This window comes from Steroidobacter flavus (assembly GCF_042651805.1).
Taxonomy (GTDB): domain Bacteria; phylum Pseudomonadota; class Gammaproteobacteria; order Steroidobacterales; family Steroidobacteraceae; genus Steroidobacter; species Steroidobacter flavus.
Window position 1 is genome coordinate 2,093,032 of sequence record NZ_JBHSDU010000003.1, and the last position, 17,674, is coordinate 2,110,705.

Below are 17,674 nucleotides of genomic sequence, written 5' to 3' on the forward strand. Positions count from 1 at the left end.
AATGGCACCACGGCCGCTCGCCCACGCTTCCGGGCAGAGTAGGCGAGCGGCCCCACGGCCGGACACTCATCGGCGGCCGCGCTTGGCGGGACGGGTTACGTCAGCGCTAGTTGCCCAGCTCGCGGGTGTATTGGCTGCGGCGTTCTTCTCATCGGCGCACGCGGCGGAGCCGCTAAAGGTCGGCGTGCTAGCGCCTATCACTGGCGCGACGGCTGCGGACGGTGCGCGCTTGCTCAAAGCGCATCAGCTCGCGGTGAACGAGATTAACTCTGCAGGCGGCATCGCGGGCCTGGGCGGCGCGAAAGTCGAGCTGCTGATCGCCGACACTCAATCGAAGCCCGAAGTCGGTCGACACGCCGCCGAACGTTTGATCGCTCGCGATGAAGTCAGCGCGCTGCTCGGCGCTTGGGCGTCAGCAGTGACGATGCCTTCGATGCAAGTGGCCGAGCGCTATCGCACGCCGTTCATCGTAACGAGCGCCGTCACCGATTCGATCACCGAGCGCAATCTGCAGTTCGTGTTCCGGGTCTCGCCGAAAGGCAGTTGGGCCGCGCGCGACGTCGGCAGCTTCATCAACTATTTGCGCGGTAAAGGCGTGACCATCGACAAGGTTGCGCTCGCGTACGAGGACGGGCCATTCGGTCAGGCGGTCTCGAAAGGTTACAAGAAGGGCTTGCCTGCCCAGGGCATCCATATCGTCGGCGAGGAAACCTTCCGTACCGGCTCGCCCGATATGTCCACTCAGGCTGCCAAACTGAAAGCCACCGGTGCGGACCTCCTGCTGATCGTTTGTTACGTCGACGATGAGGTCGTGCTGCTTCGAGCGCTCGCGGCTCAGCGATACAAACCGATGGTGCTCGGTTACGGCGGCGGACACGTGCATCCGACCTTGTTGCAGCTCGGGCCGATGGTCGACGGTGCGTTCGGTATCGTCGAATGGATGCCCGACCTGAAGAAGACGGCCACCGAGCAGTTCGCGAAAGCATACAAGGCTGCATACGGCGAAATGCCTTTGAGCAACGCCGCGCAAGCCTACGCCGCGACCTGGGCCATCGCGCTTGCGGCCGACGCCGCGCGAAGCCGCGATCCCGTCAAGCTCCGTGATTCTTTACGAACCCTGCGTCTCGATAAAGGCCCGGCATCTCTGTTGCCCAACGAGGCCTTGGATTTCGATGCGGCCGGCCAGAACAACGTCGGCAACGTGATCTCGCAAGTCATCGACGGGCGGTTCGTCACCATCTGGCCGGAAGCAGTCGCCGGCCAGTCGCTCAGGTTGGCGCACTGATGACGTTCGATATCTTCCTGCAAGCCATCGTCAGCGGACTCGCGAACGCGGCGATGTATGCGCTGATCGCGGTGGGGCTGACGCTGGTATTCGGCGTAATGCGCATCATCAACTTCGCGCACGGCGAGTTTTTGATGATTGCGATGTACGCCGGCTACTTTGCATGGTCGCTACTGGGCATCGATCCAATCGTCGCAATCGTGCTGGTGACGCCGGTGCTGATGCTCCTGGGCACGCTGTTGTACAGCGGAGTCATGCGCTTCGCTCTGCGGGTGCCGGAGATCAATCAGATGGCAGTGACGCTCGGGCTGTCGTTGCTACTTCAGCATCTGGCACTAGTCGCGTTCACGGGCGACAACATGCTCGTGACCCAGTCACGTGCCGTCGCCGGCGTGGAGCTTGGGCCGGTGGTTGTGCAGGTCAATCAGCTGATCGCCTGCGGGATCTCGATGGCGCTGCTCGGCGCGCTGTACCTGGTTCTGCAACGTACCGACTTCGGTTTGATCATGCGGGCGGTCGCGCAGTCACGCGATGGCGCGGCGTTGTCGGGCATCGACGTGACGGGCGTTTATAAGTGGGCTATGGCGGTGGGCATCGGCACGCTCGGCGTGGCGGGGCCGCTGCTCGTGTCCATTCTGTACGTGAACCCGCATGTCGGGGCGCTGTTTACGCTCAAGGCGTTCGTCATTGTCATCCTCGGCGGACTGGGAAATTTCACCGGCGCGCTGCTCGGTGCGTTGATCGTCGGCCTGGCCGAGAGCATCGCGGGCGCGTGGTTCTCTGCTTCGATCGCGGCTGCTGTGCCGTTCGTGATCCTGATCTTGATTCTGCTGACGCGGCCGGAGGGGCTGATGAATCGGAGCCGCCGCGCATGAGCAGCTTTCGTACGGTGACGATGGTCGCTGCCGTGCTGCTGGCCGCCTTCGTGGCGGTGAGCGGCAATCGTTACTACATGGATATTTTCATCTTCACGTGTTTCTACGGGACGCTCGCCGTCTGCTGGAACATGATGGCGGGGCTGACGGGTCTCATGTCGCTCGGGCATGCGCTGTTCGTGGGGATCGGCGCGTATAGCGTCGCGTGGGGCATGTCTGTTCATGGATGGTCGCCGGTTGTGACGTGGCCGTTGGGCGTGGGCCTCGCCGTGGCCGCTGCGTTCGTCATCGGAATGCTGTGCTTTCGTTATGGGCTGCGCGGCTACTTCTTCGCCATCGCGACGTTGGCGTTTGGTGAGGTGGCGTTCTTCACGGTCTCGGCGACAGAAACCTTGGGCCGCTCGGATGGCATGATCATGCCGATCTCCTCGGCGGATATTCCGGGGCAGTTGCAGTTCTTCGAGAAGTGGCCGTACGCACTGATCATCATGACGATTCTGATCGGCACCATCGGCATCGGCGAGGCGCTGATGAAATCGCGCACTGGCTACTACTGGCGAGCGCTGCGCGACAACGAGCAGGCGGCGGAAGCGTTGGGTGTGAATGCTCGCGCCTTCAAGTTGCGATGTTTCATGCTCAGTGCCGGAATTTCCGCGCTCTGCGGCGCGTTCTACGCAAACTACGTCGCCTTCGTCGACCCGCGCTCGGTCCTTGGTGTCGAGCTGTCGATTCAGATGCTCGTGTATTCGATCGTTGGCGGCATGTCGTTGCTGTGGGGACCGCTGGTCGGCGCGGCCGTGCTCGTGCCTTTCAGCATTCTGCTGCGTGATTACAGCGCGATGCCGGGTGGCGATATCGTCGTTTATGCAGTGCTGCTCGCCGTGCTCGCGCTGCTGTTGCCGCAGGGAATCGCGGGCTGGTTCGTTGGGAAGTGGCGTCGGACCGCGGACGTGGTCTCATGACACCGCTGCTCGAAGTCCAGAGTGTGAGCAAGTCATTCGGCGGCTTGCACGCGCTCAGCGACGTTAGCTTCGAGGTCGCGGCGGGCGAAATATTCGCTGTCATCGGACCGAACGGTGCGGGAAAGACGACGCTGTTCAATTGCCTCGCCGGCGCGGCGGCGCCTACCGCTGGGGCGATTCGTCTTGGAGGGGAGCGCCTCGACGGTCGACCGCCGCATGAGATTTGTCGTCGAGGTCTCGCGAGGACGTTTCAGCTGGTCAAACCGTTTCGCGGCATGACGGTGTTGGAGAATGTGAAAGTCGCTGCCTTCTCTCGGCATCCGTCTGCGAAGCAGGCAACTGCCGCGGCACAAGCTGTGCTCGATCGCGTCGGCATGGCGGACCTCGCAGAGGTCGATGCCGAAACGCTGAACGATGCCCAGCTGCGCCAGCTCGAGATCGCGCGAGCGCTGGCAACGCGGCCGCAGTTATTGCTCCTCGATGAAATGTTGGCGGGATTGACCGCGACCGAGTCGGCGGCGATGTGCGAGCGGATTCAACAGTTGCCCCGCGAAGGCATCGCGGTGATCGTCGTCGAACATTCGATTCCAGTGGTCACCAGTCTTTGTTCGCGAGCCGTCGTGTTGTGCTTTGGCAAAGTGCTCACGCGAGGCGCGACCCGCGATGTGATTGCCGACCCGCGCGTGCAAGAAGCGTATCTGGGTAACGCACACACATGAGCGCGCTTCGGCTAAAGGATGTTTGCACGGGCTACGGCCACATCAATGTGGTTCGAGGGATTGATCTGGATATCGGGTCGGGCCAGCGAGTGGCGCTCGTCGGATCGAATGGTGCGGGTAAGAGCACGATCGTACGCGCGATCAACGGATTGCTCCCGTTGCGCGACGGCCGCGTCGAATGGGACGGCGCTTCCATTGGTTCCTTGGGCGCATCTCAGCGCACGCGAGCGGGCATTGCGACGGTACCGGAAGGTCGACTGCTGTTTCCTGAATGCACCGTGCTCGAGAATCTGATCGCTGCCGCGACGTTCGGCGATGCCAAGGTGCATCGAGCGCAAAGTCTGGAGACCGTGTTCGAGTTGTTTCCTCGGCTGCGCGAGCGCGCCAAACAAATGACCGGCACGTTGTCCGGCGGTGAGCAACAGATGGTCGCCATCGGACGCGCGCTGATGACTCGACCGAAGCTCTTGATCCTCGACGAACCCTCGATCGGTCTCGCACCGAAGGTGGTTGGTGAAATCTTCGATGTCCTCGGGCGCCTGGCGAAGAGCGGGTTCAGTTTGCTGCTGGTCGAACAGAATGTGCAGCTGAGCCTGCGCTCGACCGACTATGCGTATGTGCTACGCCAGGGACAGATCGTGTTCTCCGGCGAGAGTGGCGCGCTGTTGGATCATCCAGAGGTCAGGCGCGCGTATCTCGGCGATTGAGCGCGCTACGTCGCTTGGCTATTTGCTGTTTCCATCTGCGCGAGGTACGACGCAGGATCCAGCACGAAATGCGCCGCCTTCGACTCCGCGGCGGCACGTAACAGCTGATCCACGTCCAAGGGCAGGACGCTGCTTGTTTCAACGACCACGATGGCGAGGCGCAGCTCCTGTGCCATGTGAATCACCTGCTGCACGAGAGTCATGTTCGGTTGGCGCAGGTCGAAGTACGCCACTACCGAGCTCACCTTGCCTTTACGACGCGACAACTGGATGCCGTCGGTCTGCTCGCTGCCCCAGGCGATGAGATCCGAATGCCAGGACTTCCGCTGGCTCAGCGCGCTGCCCAGAATTTGTTCGAGGTTCGGGTGCCGATAAGACCCCCACGCCGCCGCGGCGTCGAAGCCCCGCTCGTCGAACAACGAATGCACATCGCCGCCGGCATCGATCCAGTCCTGCGGCACGAATGCTATTGAGAATTGCCAAACAGCCACGGCGCGTGCTCAGTCAGCTAAAATAAATGGATGATTCATCGCATCGACGTTGGGTCAACGGAGCAAACAAATGTCGCCAGGAAAGATTGTCGCTACGTTGTTCGGCATCGTTGTCGTCATCCTCATTATGTTGAAGCCAGAAGGCGGTATGTTGCTGTCGGCGCAAACCGATGGTGTCGTGACTGTCTCGAAGGACGATCCTCATATGCTGGCCGCGCACCAGAAGGCACGGGATAGCCTCGACCGGTTTCTCGAGCTTGCCGCCGCTCCGCCGCCAAATACCGCTGGCTTCGCGGTCAAGGTGGGGATTTCGGACGGCGACGAGAAAGAGTACTTCTGGATAACGCCGTTCTCGCGCAATGGCAATTCATTCTCCGGTCAGGTCAACAATACGCCGCGGTTGGTCTCGACGGTCGCCGAAGGTCAGGAGATACACTTCGACCGCGCCGACGTGGTCGATTGGACGTACGAGAACACGGTGGATCACCAGAGTTTTGGCAACTTCACGGCCTGCGCTTTGCTGGTCCGTGCCAGCAAGGAGGAAGCCGCGGCGGTCAAGGCGGAGTACGGGCTCGATTGCGACACGTGAGTCAGCGCGAACATCACTTCTTGCACTGACTCGGGTCTTTGCTCGCCTGCTTCAAATAAGCGATCACATCCTTCCGATCCGCTTCCTGGCTGAATCCGGGGAAGCCCATGATCGTGCCGGGCAGGGCGAGGTACGGCGCAGCGAGGAATTCATCCAGGGTTTTCTCATCCCAGACCAGGCCCGAGGAGCGCATGGCTTCGGAATAAGGGAAGCCGGGCACGGTGCCGGCCTTGCGACCGAACAGGCCACAGTGCATCGGTGCGTTCTCGGTGCTGGCGGAGAGGGAATGACAGGCGGCGCACTCCTTGGTGTACAGCTCGCGACCGCGGGTCGCGTCGCCGCCCTTGGAGCCGCAGGCCGTCACGGCCAGCGACAGCGCCCCCACCAGGATCCAAGACCCATTCAACTTTGGCGAATACATTCAGGCACCTCCCCGAGGGCGGCGGAGTATATCCAACCTGGGCAAGTTGTCCCCGGGCCGGCGACGGGGCGGGCGTTTGCGCCTTCGATGGTCCATAATGCGCCGTTTCGGCCACCTGACTTTCGGGCCTTGTCATGCAAATTACTCAAGACGCTGTCGCACTGATCCACTACACGCTGACCGACGATGAAGGCAAAACCATCGACAGCTCGGCCGGCGGCGAGCCGCTCGCCTACATTCATGGCAACGGCAATCTGATCCCGGGCCTGGAGCGCGAGCTGGAAGGCAAGGGCGAGGGCGACAAGCTGGACGTGAAAATCACGCCGGCCGACGGCTACGGCGAATTCGACAAAGCGCTGATTCAGCAGGTGCCGCGCCGGGCGCTCAAGGGTGTAGGCAATATTCACGTCGGCATGCAGTTGCATGCTCAATCGGAGCACGGTGTGCGCGCCGTGACGGTCACCCACATTCAGGGCGACATGGTGACGCTCGACGGCAACCATCCGCTGGCCGGCAAGAATCTTAACTTCAAGGTGGAGATCGTCGGCGTTCGTGCCGCGACCGAAGAAGAACTGGCCCACGGCCACGTGCATGGCCCCGGCGGTCATCACCACTGATCGCGACCTGGAGGCTGTGCGACAGCACGGCTGAGGAAATCCCGCGGGAGACCGGAACGTACGCACTATCGACGTGCGTACGCCGCAGATCCCTGCACTCGTTACGCGCGGCTTTCCGACATTTCCTGGTCATATCCGCACCGTAGAATGACGCCGCCTCGGTGGCACACTCCATGCTTGCTCAAGGAGTGCTCACTCACGGTTCGAGGAAATGTCGATGGAAATCACCCCTGATTCCTCACCCGGCAAGCGCGCTCGCGCCAAGTCCAAGGTCGTCTCCAAAGATCCCGTCGAAGCGAAACCGGCCGCGGCAAAAAAACCGCGTGCTCCTCGCAAATCACCGACAGCCAAAACCGCGCAGGCGGAGATGGCGATCGTCGCGGCCACACTCGAGCCGATGCCCGAAGATGTAGGCAGCATGATTGCTACCGCTGCCTACTATCTGGCGGCGGCTCGGAATTTCTCGCCCGGCCATGAGCTGGACGACTGGCTGGAAGCTGAGCGCGTCGTGCACGCCAAGCTGTACGGCTGACGTCTGCACGCATTTCATCGCGCGTGTCTTTGGGAGTAGGCTGGTCCTCCTATAAGAAGGAGGGCTGCAATGCTGCGTGTAAGTTACCTGCTTGCCTTCAAGAACAAGTCGGTCTGGACCATCGGTCCCGAAGAGCCTGTGCTCGAAGCCATTCAGCTGATGGCCGACAAGCACATCGGCGCGCTGCCGGTCATGCGCGACCAGGAGCTGGTCGGCATCGTCTCGGAGCGCGATTACGCCCGGAAAGTGATTCTGCTGGGCCGCTCCAGCTCGGATACGCCGGTCTGGCAGATCATGAGCTCGCCAGTGACCACGGTGACCGCCGATGAGGGCGTGCATCGCTGCATGGAACTGATGACGGAGCTGCGCATCCGCCACCTGCCGGTCATGGAAAAGAACCGGCTGGTGGGGATGGTCTCGATCGGCGACTGCGTGAAGGCCGTGATTGAAGAGCAACAGCAGACCATCACCCAGCTGGAACGTTATATCGCTGGGTGACCCAGAACCCACCCCCTGGCCCCCTCCCGTAACCGGGAGGGGGAACAAGGAATGTTTGTTTTCTCCTGCTCAGCCCTGGGCGGTCGCGACGGGCATCGCGTCGTCCAGCAGGCCGCGCTGCAGGGCGCGGTTCACGGCGCTCAGCACAGCGAGCAGTGAGGCGGTCACGATGTTCTCGTGATAGCCGACACCGAACAGCGTGGCGCGTGCCGGTGTGGTGATCTCGACGAAGGCCATGGCCTTCGCGCCGCTGCCCGTGCCCACCGAATGTTCTTCATACGACAGCACGTCGAAGCGCAGACCCAGTGCGTCGACGATGGCGTCGATCGGGCCGTTGCCTTCGCCGTGAAGCAGGGCGCCCTGGCCGTTGCACTTCAGCTTCAGCGACAGCCGCTCGACTTCATGTTGATCTCGCAGGGAAGTCAGCTGGTGACCGCCATAAACATACGAGCCGTTGTCGCCGAGGAATTCCTGTTGGAACAGCGCCCAGATCTGCTCGGATGACAGTTCCTTGCCGGTCGCATCGGTGACCGCCTGCACGACCTGGCTGAACTCGATCTGCAAACGGCGCGGCATGGTGATGCCGTAGTCGCGCTCGAGCAGATAAGCGATGCCGCCCTTGCCCGACTGACTGTTGACTCGAATGACCGACTCGTAAGTGCGGCCCACGTCGCGCGGATCGATTGGAAGATAAGGAATCTCCCAAATGTCGCCTTCGCGGCGCGCGGCGAAGCCTTTCTTGATCGCATCTTGATGCGAACCCGAGAAGGCCGTGAACACCAGGTCGCCGACGTACGGATGACGCGGATGAATCGGCAGCTGATTGCAATGCTCGGCAATGCGCGCCGCTTCGTTGATGTTCGAGAAATCCAGGCCCGGATTCACGCCCTGCGTGTACATGTTCAACGCCAGCGTCACAACGTCGACGTTGCCCGTGCGCTCGCCGTTGCCGAACAACGTGCCTTCGACACGATCCGCGCCAGCCATCATCCCGAGCTCGGCGGCCGCGACACCGGTGCCGCGATCGTTATGAGGATGCAGCGACAGGATGATGCAATCGCGGTTCTTCACATTACGCAGGAACCATTCGATCTGGTCGGCATAGATATTCGGCGTCGCCATCTCCACCGTCGCGGGCAGATTGATGATGACCCGGCGCTCAGGCGTCGGTTGTAACACCGCATTCACGGCGTCGCAGATCTCAACGGCGAAATCCAATTCCGTGCCGGTGAAGCTTTCCGGGCTGTACTCGAAGCGCCAGTCGGTTTCCGGATGGCGCTCGGCGTGCTCGCGTACGCACTGTGCGGCCTTCACGGCGATATCGGTGATGCCGGCGCGATCCAGGCCGAACACTACGCGACGCTGCACCGTCGAGGTCGAGTTGTAGAAATGAACGATCGCGCGCCGGGCGCCTTTGAGGGCCTCGTACGTGCGAGCGATCAGCTCGGGGCGACACTGCACCAGCACCTGAATAGTCACATCGTCCGGAATCAAGTTCTGTTCGATGAGCTCGCGGACGAAGTCGAAGTCGGTCTGGGAGGCGGCCGGGAAGCCCACTTCAATTTCCTTGAAGCCGGTCTTCACCAGCAGATCGAACATGCGGCGCTTGCGGGCGCCGTCCATGGGCTCGATCAGGGCCTGGTTGCCATCGCGCAGGTCGACGCTGCACCACATGGGCGGCGCGCTGATGACCTTGCTCGGCCAGGTGCGGTCGGGCAGCGGGATGGGGGCGAATGAACGATATTTGCTAGCGGGTTCCTGCATCATGGTTCCGTTTCCTAGTACGCAGCTGGCATTGACCTTGTCAGCCGCTGTGAGCGATTCGAAGTACGGGACTTATTTTTTAGCGCCGATCCCGGATCTCATTTCAGAGGGGGAGGCGTTGGGGGTGTTATGTGCGTCTAGCGACGCAGGTGCAGGCGCGCACGCAGCAGCCCACTGCCGGGGGGCAGAGCAGACAATTGCTGGTTCGTACGCATGTGCATGAATCTAGCAGGCCACCTCCGCGAAACGCAAGGAGTTCCTGCGGCAATCCGTTACGGGGGTCACGTACAGTAGGGGAACTGCTCCCCGGGGCCTAGGGTTGATTGGATATGGTGCAACGGACCTTAGCCATGTATCTGCTGCTGGCGGCGGCCTTGGTCGCCCGCCCGGCGATAGCCCAGGAGGGGCCGTTCCAGATCGTCTGGGTCGTGATCGGCGAGGCCGCCAGCGGCTCCGACAAGGATCCGGCGCATGCCGGACGCCAGCTGTTCATGGCGTCCGACCTGGTCTCTAAGAGCCTGGCCAACGTCAAAGTGGAACAGGTCGATGTCGAGCCGGTGGTGAATGAGCTGGCGATCGGGCAGCGTCTGTGCGTGGCGAAGATGAATATCCGGGCCCTGGGCCCGGGCAAGCAGCCGATCGGCGGCGCGCCGCTGTCGATCTCGATACGACAGGATCACAAACAACGCCTGGGCCTGAGCCGGAGCAAACGAGATATTTGTTTGCAACCGAGCGAGGCGGGCGAATACCCGGTGCGCCTCACAAGTATGTTACCGGCGCGTGATGGCACGACGCGGGGCGCGCAAGTGTACTTACGGGTGAAACCGCGCGATCAAACCAACCATCCGTCGGCCGCCGACAATCTCTGACGCTCGTTAGAGACATTGCCCCTTCGGGCCAATCCCGAATTTCACGCGTTCTTCACGCGCGCAATCACTTTGTCGTCACGAGCCGGCGGCAAAGTCTCCACCATGAAAATCAGACACTCATTGCACGACTGCATTGCCGCGCCTTCGGTTGCTGAAGCTGCGCTCATGTCGCGCAACTGGGGCCGCTCTGGACAAGGTTTACAACTGTGGAGTACGACTCGTGAACATTCATACCAGGCTCGTTGGCGCTCTCGATGCCATTATTCTCTCTACCCTCGTGACCGTGATGGTCGCGATGATGCTCGCGTTGCTCGGCCCGCCGCCCAGCAGCGACTCGCATGAGTTGCTGAGCAAGCACGCAACGGTGACGATCGAGCAGATCGCGTAAGGGAAAGATCAGGACAGGGACAGAATCTGCAGCCAGTCGCGCCCGCGATCGCCGTAAACAAGGAAGTGCGGATTCAGCAGATCCGCTTTGGTGTTGTAACGCAGGCGCTCACCGTTTGTTTTGACCACCACGCCACCGGCGGCCTCGACGACTGCTTGCGCGGCCGCGGTATCCCATTCGCTGGTCGGACCGAAGCGCGGATAAAAATCCGCGCTGCCTTCGGCGACCAGGCAGAACTTCAGCGAGCTGCCGACGGCCACCAGCTCATACGGCGCCAGCTTCGGCAGATACTTGTCGAGCGTGTCGCCGCGATGTGAGCGGCTGCCGACGATTCGTAGTGGACTGTCGGCCGGCGCGCGAACCCGCAGCGGCTCCGGCGCCTGGCCATCGACTTGCTTGAAGGCGCCGACGCCCGTGGCGCCCGTGTATGTCGTGCTCGTGACAGGCACGTGCACGATGCCAAGCACCGGCACGTGATTTTCGATCAATGCGATGTTGACCGTGAACTCGCCGTTGCGGGACACGAATTCTTTTGTACCGTCGAGCGGGTCCACGAGCCAGTAACGCGTCCACTCGCGTCGCTGCTCGAAAGGAATATCGCTCGCTTCCTCGGACAGCACCGGCACGTCCGGTGTCAGTGTTCGCAATCCTTTGGAAATGATCTCGTGCGAGCGCAGATCCGCGACCGTCAGCGGCGACTGATCGGTCTTGTGCGTGACTTCGAACTGCTCGCTGTAGACGCTCAGGATCGCGTCGCCAGCCTGCTGGGCCAGCTTGACGACGTTCGCCAACAGTTCTGCTTGAGTCACGGCAATTCCTTACAAGCCGGACAACTCGTCCGCCGGATACAGCATACCGGCCTCACGCAGCTTGTTCATGATCTCCTCGGCCGCGGCTTCCGGAGAAGACAGTGCGGTGCGCAGATGAATCTCAGGATGCTCCGGCGCCTCGTACGGCGAATCGATGCCAGTGAAATTGCGCAGCTCGCCGCTGCGCGCCTTCTTGTACAGACCCTTCGGGTCGCGCTTCTCGGCTTCCTGCAGCGGCGTGTCGACGAACACTTCGAAGAATTCGCCCTGTTGCATCAGTTCGCGCGCCAGTCGGCGCTCGGAACGGAACGGCGAGATGAACGATACGAGCACGATCAAGCCCGCGTCCACCATGAGCTTGGAGACTTCGGCAACGCGACGGATGTTTTCGACGCGGTCCGCGTCCGTGAAGCCCAGATCCTTGTTCAGGCCATGACGCACGTTGTCGCCATCGAGCGTGTACGTGTGTCGACCGAGCGAGTGCAGACGTTTCTCGACCAGATTCGCGATCGTCGATTTGCCCGCGCCCGACAAGCCGGTGAACCAGAGCACGCAGGCCCGCTGTCCCTTCAGCCCCGCACGCGCGTATTTGTTCACATCGAGTGCCTGCCAATGGATGTTCTCGGCGCGCCGCAGAGCGAAGCTCAGCAGGCCGGCACCGACCGTGTCATTGGAGATCTTGTCGATCAGGATGAAACCGCCGGTCTCGCGATTGTCCGTATACGGATCGAAGGCGACGGCGCGGTCCAGGCTCAGATTGCACACGCCGATTTCGTTGAGCTCCAGCTGTTTCGCGGCCAGATGCTCCAGCGTGTTGACGTTCACCTTGTACTTCGGCGTCGTGATGCTGCCGGTGACGGTGCGCGAGCCGAGCTTGATCAGATAAGGACGGCCGGGAAGCATCGCTTCCTCGTGCATCCAGATGATGGTCGCTTGGAACTGATCGGCAACCGCCGGCGGCGAGGCGGCCGCGGCGATCACGTCGCCACGACTGATATCGACTTCGTCGGTCAACGTGAGCGTGATCGATTGTCCCGCGACGGCCTGCTCCAGATCGCCATCGTGAGTGACGATGCGGGCCACCTTGCTGGTGCGTCCCGACGGCAAGGCGCGAATCGTGTCGCCTTTGCGGATCACGCCGCTCGAGATCGTGCCGGCGAAACCGCGGAAGTCCTGGTTCGGACGATTCACCCACTGCACCGGCAGACGGAACGGCCGCTGCTGTAGGTCGTCGTCGATCTCGACGGTCTCGAGATATTCCATGAGCGTCGGACCTTGATACCAGCTCGTCGCTGAGCTGCGCTCGAGCATGTTATCGCCACGCAGCGCCGAGAGCGGCACGGGCGTGATATTCGTGAGACCGATCTGAGCCGCGAACTCGCGATACTCGGCGACGATCTTGTCGAAGGTCTGCTGCGAATAGCCGACCAGGTCCATCTTGTTGATGGCCAGCACCACATGTTTGATGCCGATCAATGACACGATGTAGCTGTGCCGGCGCGTTTGCGTCAGCACGCCCTTGCGAGCATCGATCAGAATCACCGCGACATCGGCTGTCGACGCGCCGGTGACCATGTTGCGCGTGTACTGCTCGTGGCCCGGTGTGTCGGCGACGATGAACTTGCGACGGTCCGTGGAAAAGAATCGATACGCGACGTCGATGGTGATGCCTTGCTCGCGCTCGGCGGCCAGGCCATCGACCAGCAATGCGAAATCCAGCTCGCCGCCCTGCGTGCCGACCTTCTTGGAATCGGCCTCCAGCGTAGTGAGCTGATCCTCGAAGATCATCTTGGATTCGTACAGCAAGCGACCGATCAGGGTCGACTTGCCGTCATCGACGCTGCCGCAGGTGATGAACCGCAGCAGGCTCTTGTGCTCGTGAGACTTCAGGTAGGCCTGAATGTCGGTGGCGATGAGATCTGATTTATGAGCCATGATTCAAATTACCGAAGCCGCGCTGGGCAGTTCTGACCAGTCAGTAGTCATTAGTCACCAGTCACTTCGGCCTAGAAATAACCTTCCTGCTTCTTCTTCTCCATCGACGCGGCGCTGTCGTGATCGATCACGCGGCCCTGCCGTTCCGAACTGGTCGTCAACAGCATTTCCTGGATGATCTCGGGCAGCGTGGCTGCCTCGCTCTCGATGGCACCGGTCAACGGATAACAGCCGAGCGTGCGGAACCGCACGGACTTCATTTCCGGTTTTTCGCCGGGGCGCAGGGGCATGCGGTCGTCATCGACCATGATCAGCGTGCCGTCGCGCCGGACGACCGGGCGCTTGGCGGAGAAATACAGCGGCACGATGGGAATGTTTTCCAGATAGATGTACTGCCAGATGTCCAGCTCGGTCCAGTTGGAGAGCGGGAACACACGCAGGCTCTCGCCCTTGTTCTTGCGCGCGTTGTACTGGTTCCACAACTCGGGGCGCTGACGCTTCGGGTCCCAGCGATGCTGAGCCGAGCGGAACGAGAACACCCGCTCCTTGGCGCGCGACTTTTCTTCGTCGCGACGGGCGCCGCCGAAGGCCGCATCGAAGCCGTACTTATCCAACGCCTGCTTCAGGCCCTGGGTCTTCATCACGTCGGTATGCACGGCTGAGCCGTGGGTGAACGGGCCGATGCCGCGATCCAGGCCGTCCTGGTTGATGTGAACCAGCAGCTGCAGCCCCAGGTCCTGGGTCAGCTTGTCCCGGAACGCGATCATGTCGCGGAACTTCCAGGTGGTGTCGACGTGGAGCAGCGGGAACGGCGGCTTGGCGGGATAAAACGCCTTCATCGCCAGATGCAGCATCACCGCGCTGTCTTTGCCGATGGAGTACAGCATCACCGGCCGCTCGCACTCGGCAACCACCTCTCGGAGGATGTGGATGGACTCGGCTTCGAGTCTTTGTAAATGGGTCAATCTGGTCATCGAAGAATTGTGCGTTAAGCGCCTTTGACTGCATATCGCAACTGGTACGGCGACGCTGCAATCTGGTTATAAGCAGGTCACCGTCAGCGGGCCGTCAGGACGGCGTCGCTAAAATTGCGGCCTTTTCAGATACATATGCTTACAATCTTTTAACACTACTTGGCCAGGGGCCGTGCTGAACTTCCATCCTGGCGCGGTAACTAACCAGCAGGCCAGCCCCTGGCCGGCCATTCGTATCGAAGGCTGGCCATCACGAAGAAGTCGTCCAGCATGCCCAGAACGCTCGCACAATCGTATTCGGCGTCGCCGTCGATAACGGCACGAAGCGCCGGCCTCTTCCGCTCGGTCGTGGCGGGGGCGGTCGTCGTGGCGCTCACCGGTTGTGCCGTGGGGCCGGATTATCGGCCGCCGCAGACAGTAACCCCCGACCAGTGGCACGAGTTGCCTGCGACCGGCGTGCGCGTCGAATCGCCGGATGCGCCGTCGCTGGCCGCCTGGTGGACCACGCTCAACGACCCGCAATTGAATGAATTGATTGAGCGTGCGCTCGCCGAGAACAAATCGGTGAAGCAGGCGTATGCCCGCGTCGTTCAGGCGCGTGCGCAACGGGCCATCTCGGGCGCCGGGTTCTGGCCGAATCTCAGTGGCTCGACCAGCGCCAGTCGCAGCGAGTCCGAGTCGAATCTCAATGAGCGCGGCGAGGCGGTCAGCACCGTCGGCGAAAGTTATAGCGCCGGCTTGTCGGCCAGTTGGGAATTGGATCTTTTCGGCGGACAGCGGCGCTCGTACGAAGCGGCCACTGCGCAGCTCGCCGCAACTGAAGCTGAGTTACGCGACGTGCTCGTGGTTCTGCTCGGCGACGTGGCGTTGAGCTACGTTGGTGTCCGAACTGCGCAATCGCGCCTCGATTTCGCCGAGCGCAATCTCGAATCACAGCGGGAGGCGCTGGATATCACACGCTGGCGGGCTGATGCCGGTTTGACGACCGTGCTCGATGTCGAGTCGGCCAACACCAGCTACCAACAGACGCGCTCGCAGATTCCGTTGCTGGAATCGAACCTGGTCCAGAACATGAATCGCCTGGCAGTGCTGACGGGCCAGACACCCGGCGCCCTGGAATCCGCGCTCCAGACGCGCAAACCGATTCCAGTGGCGCCCGTCGATATCGTCGCCGGTGTGCCTGCCGATGTACTGCGGCGTCGACCGGACATTCGCAGCGCCGAGCGTCAGCTGGCGGCACAAACCGCACAGGTCGGTGTCGCCACGGCCGCGCTCTATCCAAGCTTGTCGCTGACCGGCTCGATTTCCTGGCAATCGTTGACGGCCAGCGATCTGCTCGACGGCTCTCGCCTCGAGCGCAGCGGCGTGTCGTTGAGCCTGCCGCTGTTCAACGGCGGCGCCCTGAGACAGAACATCAAAGTCCAGAATGCGCTGGTCGATCAGGCGCTCGCTTCCTATGAGTCGGTGGTGCTGGCCGCGTACGAAGAGGTGGAGAACTCGCTGGATTCCTGGACCAGCGAGCAACGACGCCATGTCGCTTTGATCGAGGCAGTCGGCAGCGCGCGTCGCGCGGCCGAGTTGGCGCTGGTCCAATACAACTCCGGTCTGGTCGATTTCCAGACCGTGCTCACCGCCGATCGTCAGCTGCTCTCGTTAGAAGATTCGCTCGCGGTCAGCGACGGTGAGATGACTTCCAATCTGATTCGTTTGTACAAGGCGCTCGGCGGTGGCTGGTCGGTGTTCCCGACTGCGACCACTGGCAGCTGATGCCGCATCCTAAGGTTCCGCATGGACACTGAAACCACCAACTCCACCGACCTCTCGCGCACGTTGCGAGAAGGGCTCGAAAGCTCGCCGTGGCAGCGCTACCTGAAGTGGGCGGCGATCGTCATCGTGATCCTCGCGGCCGGCTATTTCACCTTCGGTCGCGGCGACAGCAAAGAGATCACCTACACGACGCAGGACGTCGTCAAAGGCGATCTGACCGTCACGGTCACGGCCACCGGCAATCTCGAACCGAGAAATCAGGTCGAGATCGGCAGCGAGCTGTCGGGCACGGTCTCGAAAGTGAATGTCGATGTGAATGACGAGGTCAAAGCGGGCCAGGTGCTCGCGGCCCTGGACACCACGCGCTTGAAAGCCCAGGTGTTACAACAGGAAAGCTCGCTCGCGTCGGCCGAGGCGCGAGTGTTGCAGGCGGATGCGGGCGCCAAAGAAGCTCGAGCGAACTTCGCACGCTTACAGAAGGTGCGCGAGTTGAGCGGCAACAAGCTGCCTTCGCAACAAGATATGGATGTAGCGGAAGCCGCGGTTGCACGCGCGGACGGTGAGCTGGCAGCGGCGAAGGCGGCGGTCGCTCAATCCCGTGCGAGTTTGGAAACGGTGCGCACCGATCTGGGCAAGACCGAGCTGCGCTCTCCTATTAATGGCGTGATTCTGGTCCGCTCGGTCGAGCCGGGTCAGACCGTGGCGGCTTCGTTGCAGGCGCCGGTGCTGTTCATCATGGCCGAAGATCTGAAGAAGATGGAGTTGCACGTGTCGGTGGACGAAGCCGACGTGGGCTCGGTTCAGGTCGGGCAGGAAGCGTCGTTCACGGTCGATGCTTATCCGAACCGTCGTTTCTCGGCGCACATCACGCAGGTTCACTTCGCGTCGAGCAATACCAAGGCGACGTCTTCTTCGAGCAGCTCCAGCCAGGCGAGCGCGACGTCGACCGGTGTTGTGACTTACGAGACCGTGCTCGAAGTCGATAACCCCGAGCTGCTGCTGCGTCCGGGCATGACGGCGACGGCTGAAATCGTTACGACGAATATCGACGACGCCGTGTTGGTGCCGAACGCAGCGCTGCGCTTCTCGCCTGAAGCCGCGAACGCGTCCGGCCCGCAAGCAGGTGGCGGTCCGCTGTCGGCGATCATGCCGAGAATGCGATTCGGCGGTCCTCGACAACAGCAGAAGGGCACGGGGCGCCGCCTGGGCCGTGCTTATATTCTTGAGAACGGCAAGCCGGCGCTCGTGATGTTCCGTGCGGGCGCGACCGATGGCCGCATGACTCAAGTGCTGCCGTTCGAGCGTCCGCCCAATGCTCCCGAAGGCGGCGGTGCCCCCCGCATGGGCGGCGGCAATGGCAACGCGCCTCCGGGCGTGGATCCGGAAGAAATGAAGAAGGCGTTCGAGCGCAAGCTCGAGCCGGGCACCAAGGTGGTCACCGACTCCTCTGGAGCGCCGACGCCGTGACCGGC

20 protein-coding genes are annotated in these 17,674 nt (G+C 61.9%); 13 read left to right on the plus strand and 7 right to left on the minus strand.

What is annotated here, in order from left to right; genetic code table 11:
- Positions 1-82: 82 nt before the first annotated feature.
- Genes ACFPN2_RS14570 through ACFPN2_RS14590 form a run of 5 tightly spaced genes read left to right on the plus strand, consistent with a single transcriptional unit; the run spans position 83 to position 4,548 of the window.
- The gene (locus ACFPN2_RS14570) at positions 83-1,285 is read left to right on the plus strand and encodes an ABC transporter substrate-binding protein (protein WP_380597703.1); all 1,203 of its coding nucleotides are present in this window, start codon (positions 83-85) and stop codon (positions 1,283-1,285) included.
- Entirely contained in the window at positions 1,285-2,160 is an 876-nt protein-coding gene (locus ACFPN2_RS14575; RefSeq protein WP_380597705.1) for a branched-chain amino acid ABC transporter permease, read from the plus strand. Before ACFPN2_RS14570 ends, ACFPN2_RS14575 begins: the two co-directional genes overlap by 1 nt.
- Positions 2,157-3,122 (plus strand): branched-chain amino acid ABC transporter permease, encoded by a 966-nt coding sequence (locus tag ACFPN2_RS14580; protein WP_380597707.1) that lies wholly within the window; start codon positions 2,157-2,159, stop codon positions 3,120-3,122. The genes ACFPN2_RS14575 and ACFPN2_RS14580 overlap by 4 nt, the downstream gene beginning before the upstream one ends.
- A complete protein-coding gene (locus ACFPN2_RS14585) occupies positions 3,119-3,841 on the plus strand; it encodes an ABC transporter ATP-binding protein (protein ID WP_380597709.1) in 723 nt (240 codons plus the stop codon). Before ACFPN2_RS14580 ends, ACFPN2_RS14585 begins: the two co-directional genes overlap by 4 nt.
- On the plus strand, positions 3,838-4,548 hold the full coding sequence (locus ACFPN2_RS14590) for an ABC transporter ATP-binding protein (RefSeq protein ID WP_380597711.1): 711 nt from the start codon (positions 3,838-3,840) through the stop codon (positions 4,546-4,548). The genes ACFPN2_RS14585 and ACFPN2_RS14590 overlap by 4 nt, the downstream gene beginning before the upstream one ends.
- Before the next feature lie 5 nt (positions 4,549-4,553).
- Here ACFPN2_RS14590 and ACFPN2_RS14595 read toward each other — a convergent pair whose 3' ends face one another.
- Positions 4,554-5,039 carry a hypothetical protein gene (locus ACFPN2_RS14595; RefSeq protein ID WP_380597713.1) on the minus strand — a complete coding sequence of 162 codons (486 nt, stop codon included), beginning with the start codon at positions 5,037-5,039 and terminating at the stop codon, positions 4,554-4,556.
- A 97-nt stretch (positions 5,040-5,136) separates the two neighbouring features.
- Here ACFPN2_RS14595 and ACFPN2_RS14600 point away from each other — a divergent pair, with 97 nt between their 5' ends.
- Positions 5,137-5,628, plus strand: coding sequence for a YegJ family protein (locus tag ACFPN2_RS14600; RefSeq protein WP_380597715.1), 492 nt, complete (start codon positions 5,137-5,139; stop codon positions 5,626-5,628).
- 13 nt (positions 5,629-5,641) lie between these two features.
- Here the strand turns inward: ACFPN2_RS14600 and ACFPN2_RS14605 are convergent, their stop codons facing one another.
- Positions 5,642-6,049: a c-type cytochrome gene (locus ACFPN2_RS14605; RefSeq protein WP_380597717.1), complete on the minus strand. Its 408-nt coding sequence runs from the start codon at positions 6,047-6,049 to the stop codon at positions 5,642-5,644.
- 134 nt (positions 6,050-6,183) lie between these two features.
- Between ACFPN2_RS14605 and ACFPN2_RS14610 the strand changes: the two genes are divergently transcribed.
- The 3 genes from ACFPN2_RS14610 to ACFPN2_RS14620 all read left to right on the plus strand — a co-directional run bounded on the left by ACFPN2_RS14610 (position 6,184) and on the right by ACFPN2_RS14620 (position 7,696).
- A complete protein-coding gene (locus tag ACFPN2_RS14610) occupies positions 6,184-6,666 on the plus strand; it encodes an FKBP-type peptidyl-prolyl cis-trans isomerase (RefSeq protein ID WP_380597719.1) in 483 nt (160 codons plus the stop codon).
- A 217-nt stretch (positions 6,667-6,883) separates the two neighbouring features.
- The gene (locus ACFPN2_RS14615) at positions 6,884-7,198 is read left to right on the plus strand and encodes a DUF2934 domain-containing protein (protein WP_380597721.1); all 315 of its coding nucleotides are present in this window, start codon (positions 6,884-6,886) and stop codon (positions 7,196-7,198) included.
- Between the two features lie 69 nt (positions 7,199-7,267).
- Positions 7,268-7,696 (plus strand): CBS domain-containing protein, encoded by a 429-nt coding sequence (locus tag ACFPN2_RS14620; protein WP_380597723.1) that lies wholly within the window; start codon positions 7,268-7,270, stop codon positions 7,694-7,696.
- Positions 7,697-7,765: 69 nt separating this feature from the next.
- On the opposite strand, the gene leuA is transcribed toward ACFPN2_RS14620, so the two are convergent.
- On the minus strand, positions 7,766-9,463 hold the full coding sequence (gene leuA, locus ACFPN2_RS14625) for a 2-isopropylmalate synthase (protein WP_380597725.1): 1,698 nt from the start codon (positions 9,461-9,463) through the stop codon (positions 7,766-7,768).
- A 347-nt stretch (positions 9,464-9,810) separates the two neighbouring features.
- On the opposite strand from leuA, the gene ACFPN2_RS14630 reads away from it, so the two are divergent.
- Positions 9,811-10,329, plus strand: a complete 519-nt coding sequence (locus ACFPN2_RS14630; protein WP_380597727.1) for a hypothetical protein — start codon at positions 9,811-9,813, stop codon at positions 10,327-10,329.
- Between the two features lie 41 nt (positions 10,330-10,370).
- On the opposite strand, the gene ACFPN2_RS14635 is transcribed toward ACFPN2_RS14630, so the two are convergent.
- Complete coding sequence (locus tag ACFPN2_RS14635) at positions 10,371-10,496, minus strand: hypothetical protein (RefSeq protein ID WP_380597729.1); 126 nt, start codon at positions 10,494-10,496, stop codon at positions 10,371-10,373.
- A gap of 53 nt (positions 10,497-10,549) precedes the next feature.
- Here ACFPN2_RS14635 and ACFPN2_RS14640 point away from each other — a divergent pair, with 53 nt between their 5' ends.
- Positions 10,550-10,717 (plus strand): hypothetical protein, encoded by a 168-nt coding sequence (locus ACFPN2_RS14640; protein WP_380597731.1) that lies wholly within the window; start codon positions 10,550-10,552, stop codon positions 10,715-10,717.
- A gap of 8 nt (positions 10,718-10,725) precedes the next feature.
- Here ACFPN2_RS14640 and cysQ read toward each other — a convergent pair whose 3' ends face one another.
- The 3 genes from cysQ to cysD all read right to left on the minus strand — a co-directional run bounded on the left by cysQ (position 10,726) and on the right by cysD (position 14,471).
- Entirely contained in the window at positions 10,726-11,526 is an 801-nt protein-coding gene (gene cysQ / locus ACFPN2_RS14645; RefSeq protein ID WP_380597733.1) for a 3'(2'),5'-bisphosphate nucleotidase CysQ, read from the minus strand.
- A gap of 9 nt (positions 11,527-11,535) precedes the next feature.
- On the minus strand, positions 11,536-13,461 hold the full coding sequence (gene cysN, locus ACFPN2_RS14650) for a sulfate adenylyltransferase subunit CysN (protein WP_380597735.1): 1,926 nt from the start codon (positions 13,459-13,461) through the stop codon (positions 11,536-11,538).
- Between the two features lie 71 nt (positions 13,462-13,532).
- Entirely contained in the window at positions 13,533-14,471 is a 939-nt protein-coding gene (gene cysD, locus ACFPN2_RS14655) for a sulfate adenylyltransferase subunit CysD (RefSeq protein ID WP_380600135.1), read from the minus strand.
- A gap of 234 nt (positions 14,472-14,705) precedes the next feature.
- Between cysD and ACFPN2_RS14660 the strand changes: the two genes are divergently transcribed.
- Positions 14,706-16,202, plus strand: a complete 1,497-nt coding sequence (locus ACFPN2_RS14660; RefSeq protein ID WP_380597737.1) for an efflux transporter outer membrane subunit — start codon at positions 14,706-14,708, stop codon at positions 16,200-16,202.
- A 21-nt stretch (positions 16,203-16,223) separates the two neighbouring features.
- Positions 16,224-17,669 carry an efflux RND transporter periplasmic adaptor subunit gene (locus ACFPN2_RS14665; RefSeq protein WP_380597739.1) on the plus strand — a complete coding sequence of 482 codons (1,446 nt, stop codon included), beginning with the start codon at positions 16,224-16,226 and terminating at the stop codon, positions 17,667-17,669.
- The last annotated feature ends 5 nt before the right edge of the window (positions 17,670-17,674 follow it).

Coding starts and splice junctions, on each gene's coding strand:
- ACFPN2_RS14580 (WP_380597707.1), top strand. CDS start 2,157: ATGAGCAGCTTTCGTACGGTGACGATGGTCGCTGCCGTGCTGCTGGCC.
- ACFPN2_RS14575 (WP_380597705.1), top strand. CDS start 1,285: ATGACGTTCGATATCTTCCTGCAAGCCATCGTCAGCGGACTCGCGAAC.
- ACFPN2_RS14585 (WP_380597709.1), top strand. CDS start 3,119: ATGACACCGCTGCTCGAAGTCCAGAGTGTGAGCAAGTCATTCGGCGGC.
- cysN (WP_380597735.1), bottom strand. CDS start 13,461: ATGGCTCATAAATCAGATCTCATCGCCACCGACATTCAGGCCTACCTG.
- ACFPN2_RS14615 (WP_380597721.1), top strand. CDS start 6,884: ATGGAAATCACCCCTGATTCCTCACCCGGCAAGCGCGCTCGCGCCAAG.
- ACFPN2_RS14630 (WP_380597727.1), top strand. CDS start 9,811: ATGTATCTGCTGCTGGCGGCGGCCTTGGTCGCCCGCCCGGCGATAGCC.
- ACFPN2_RS14610 (WP_380597719.1), top strand. CDS start 6,184: ATGCAAATTACTCAAGACGCTGTCGCACTGATCCACTACACGCTGACC.
- ACFPN2_RS14605 (WP_380597717.1), bottom strand. CDS start 6,049: ATGTATTCGCCAAAGTTGAATGGGTCTTGGATCCTGGTGGGGGCGCTG.
- ACFPN2_RS14620 (WP_380597723.1), top strand. CDS start 7,268: ATGCTGCGTGTAAGTTACCTGCTTGCCTTCAAGAACAAGTCGGTCTGG.
- ACFPN2_RS14665 (WP_380597739.1), top strand. CDS start 16,224: ATGGACACTGAAACCACCAACTCCACCGACCTCTCGCGCACGTTGCGA.
- ACFPN2_RS14590 (WP_380597711.1), top strand. CDS start 3,838: ATGAGCGCGCTTCGGCTAAAGGATGTTTGCACGGGCTACGGCCACATC.
- ACFPN2_RS14635 (WP_380597729.1), bottom strand. CDS start 10,496: ATGAGCGCAGCTTCAGCAACCGAAGGCGCGGCAATGCAGTCGTGCAAT.
- ACFPN2_RS14660 (WP_380597737.1), top strand. CDS start 14,706: ATGCCCAGAACGCTCGCACAATCGTATTCGGCGTCGCCGTCGATAACG.
- leuA (WP_380597725.1), bottom strand. CDS start 9,463: ATGATGCAGGAACCCGCTAGCAAATATCGTTCATTCGCCCCCATCCCG.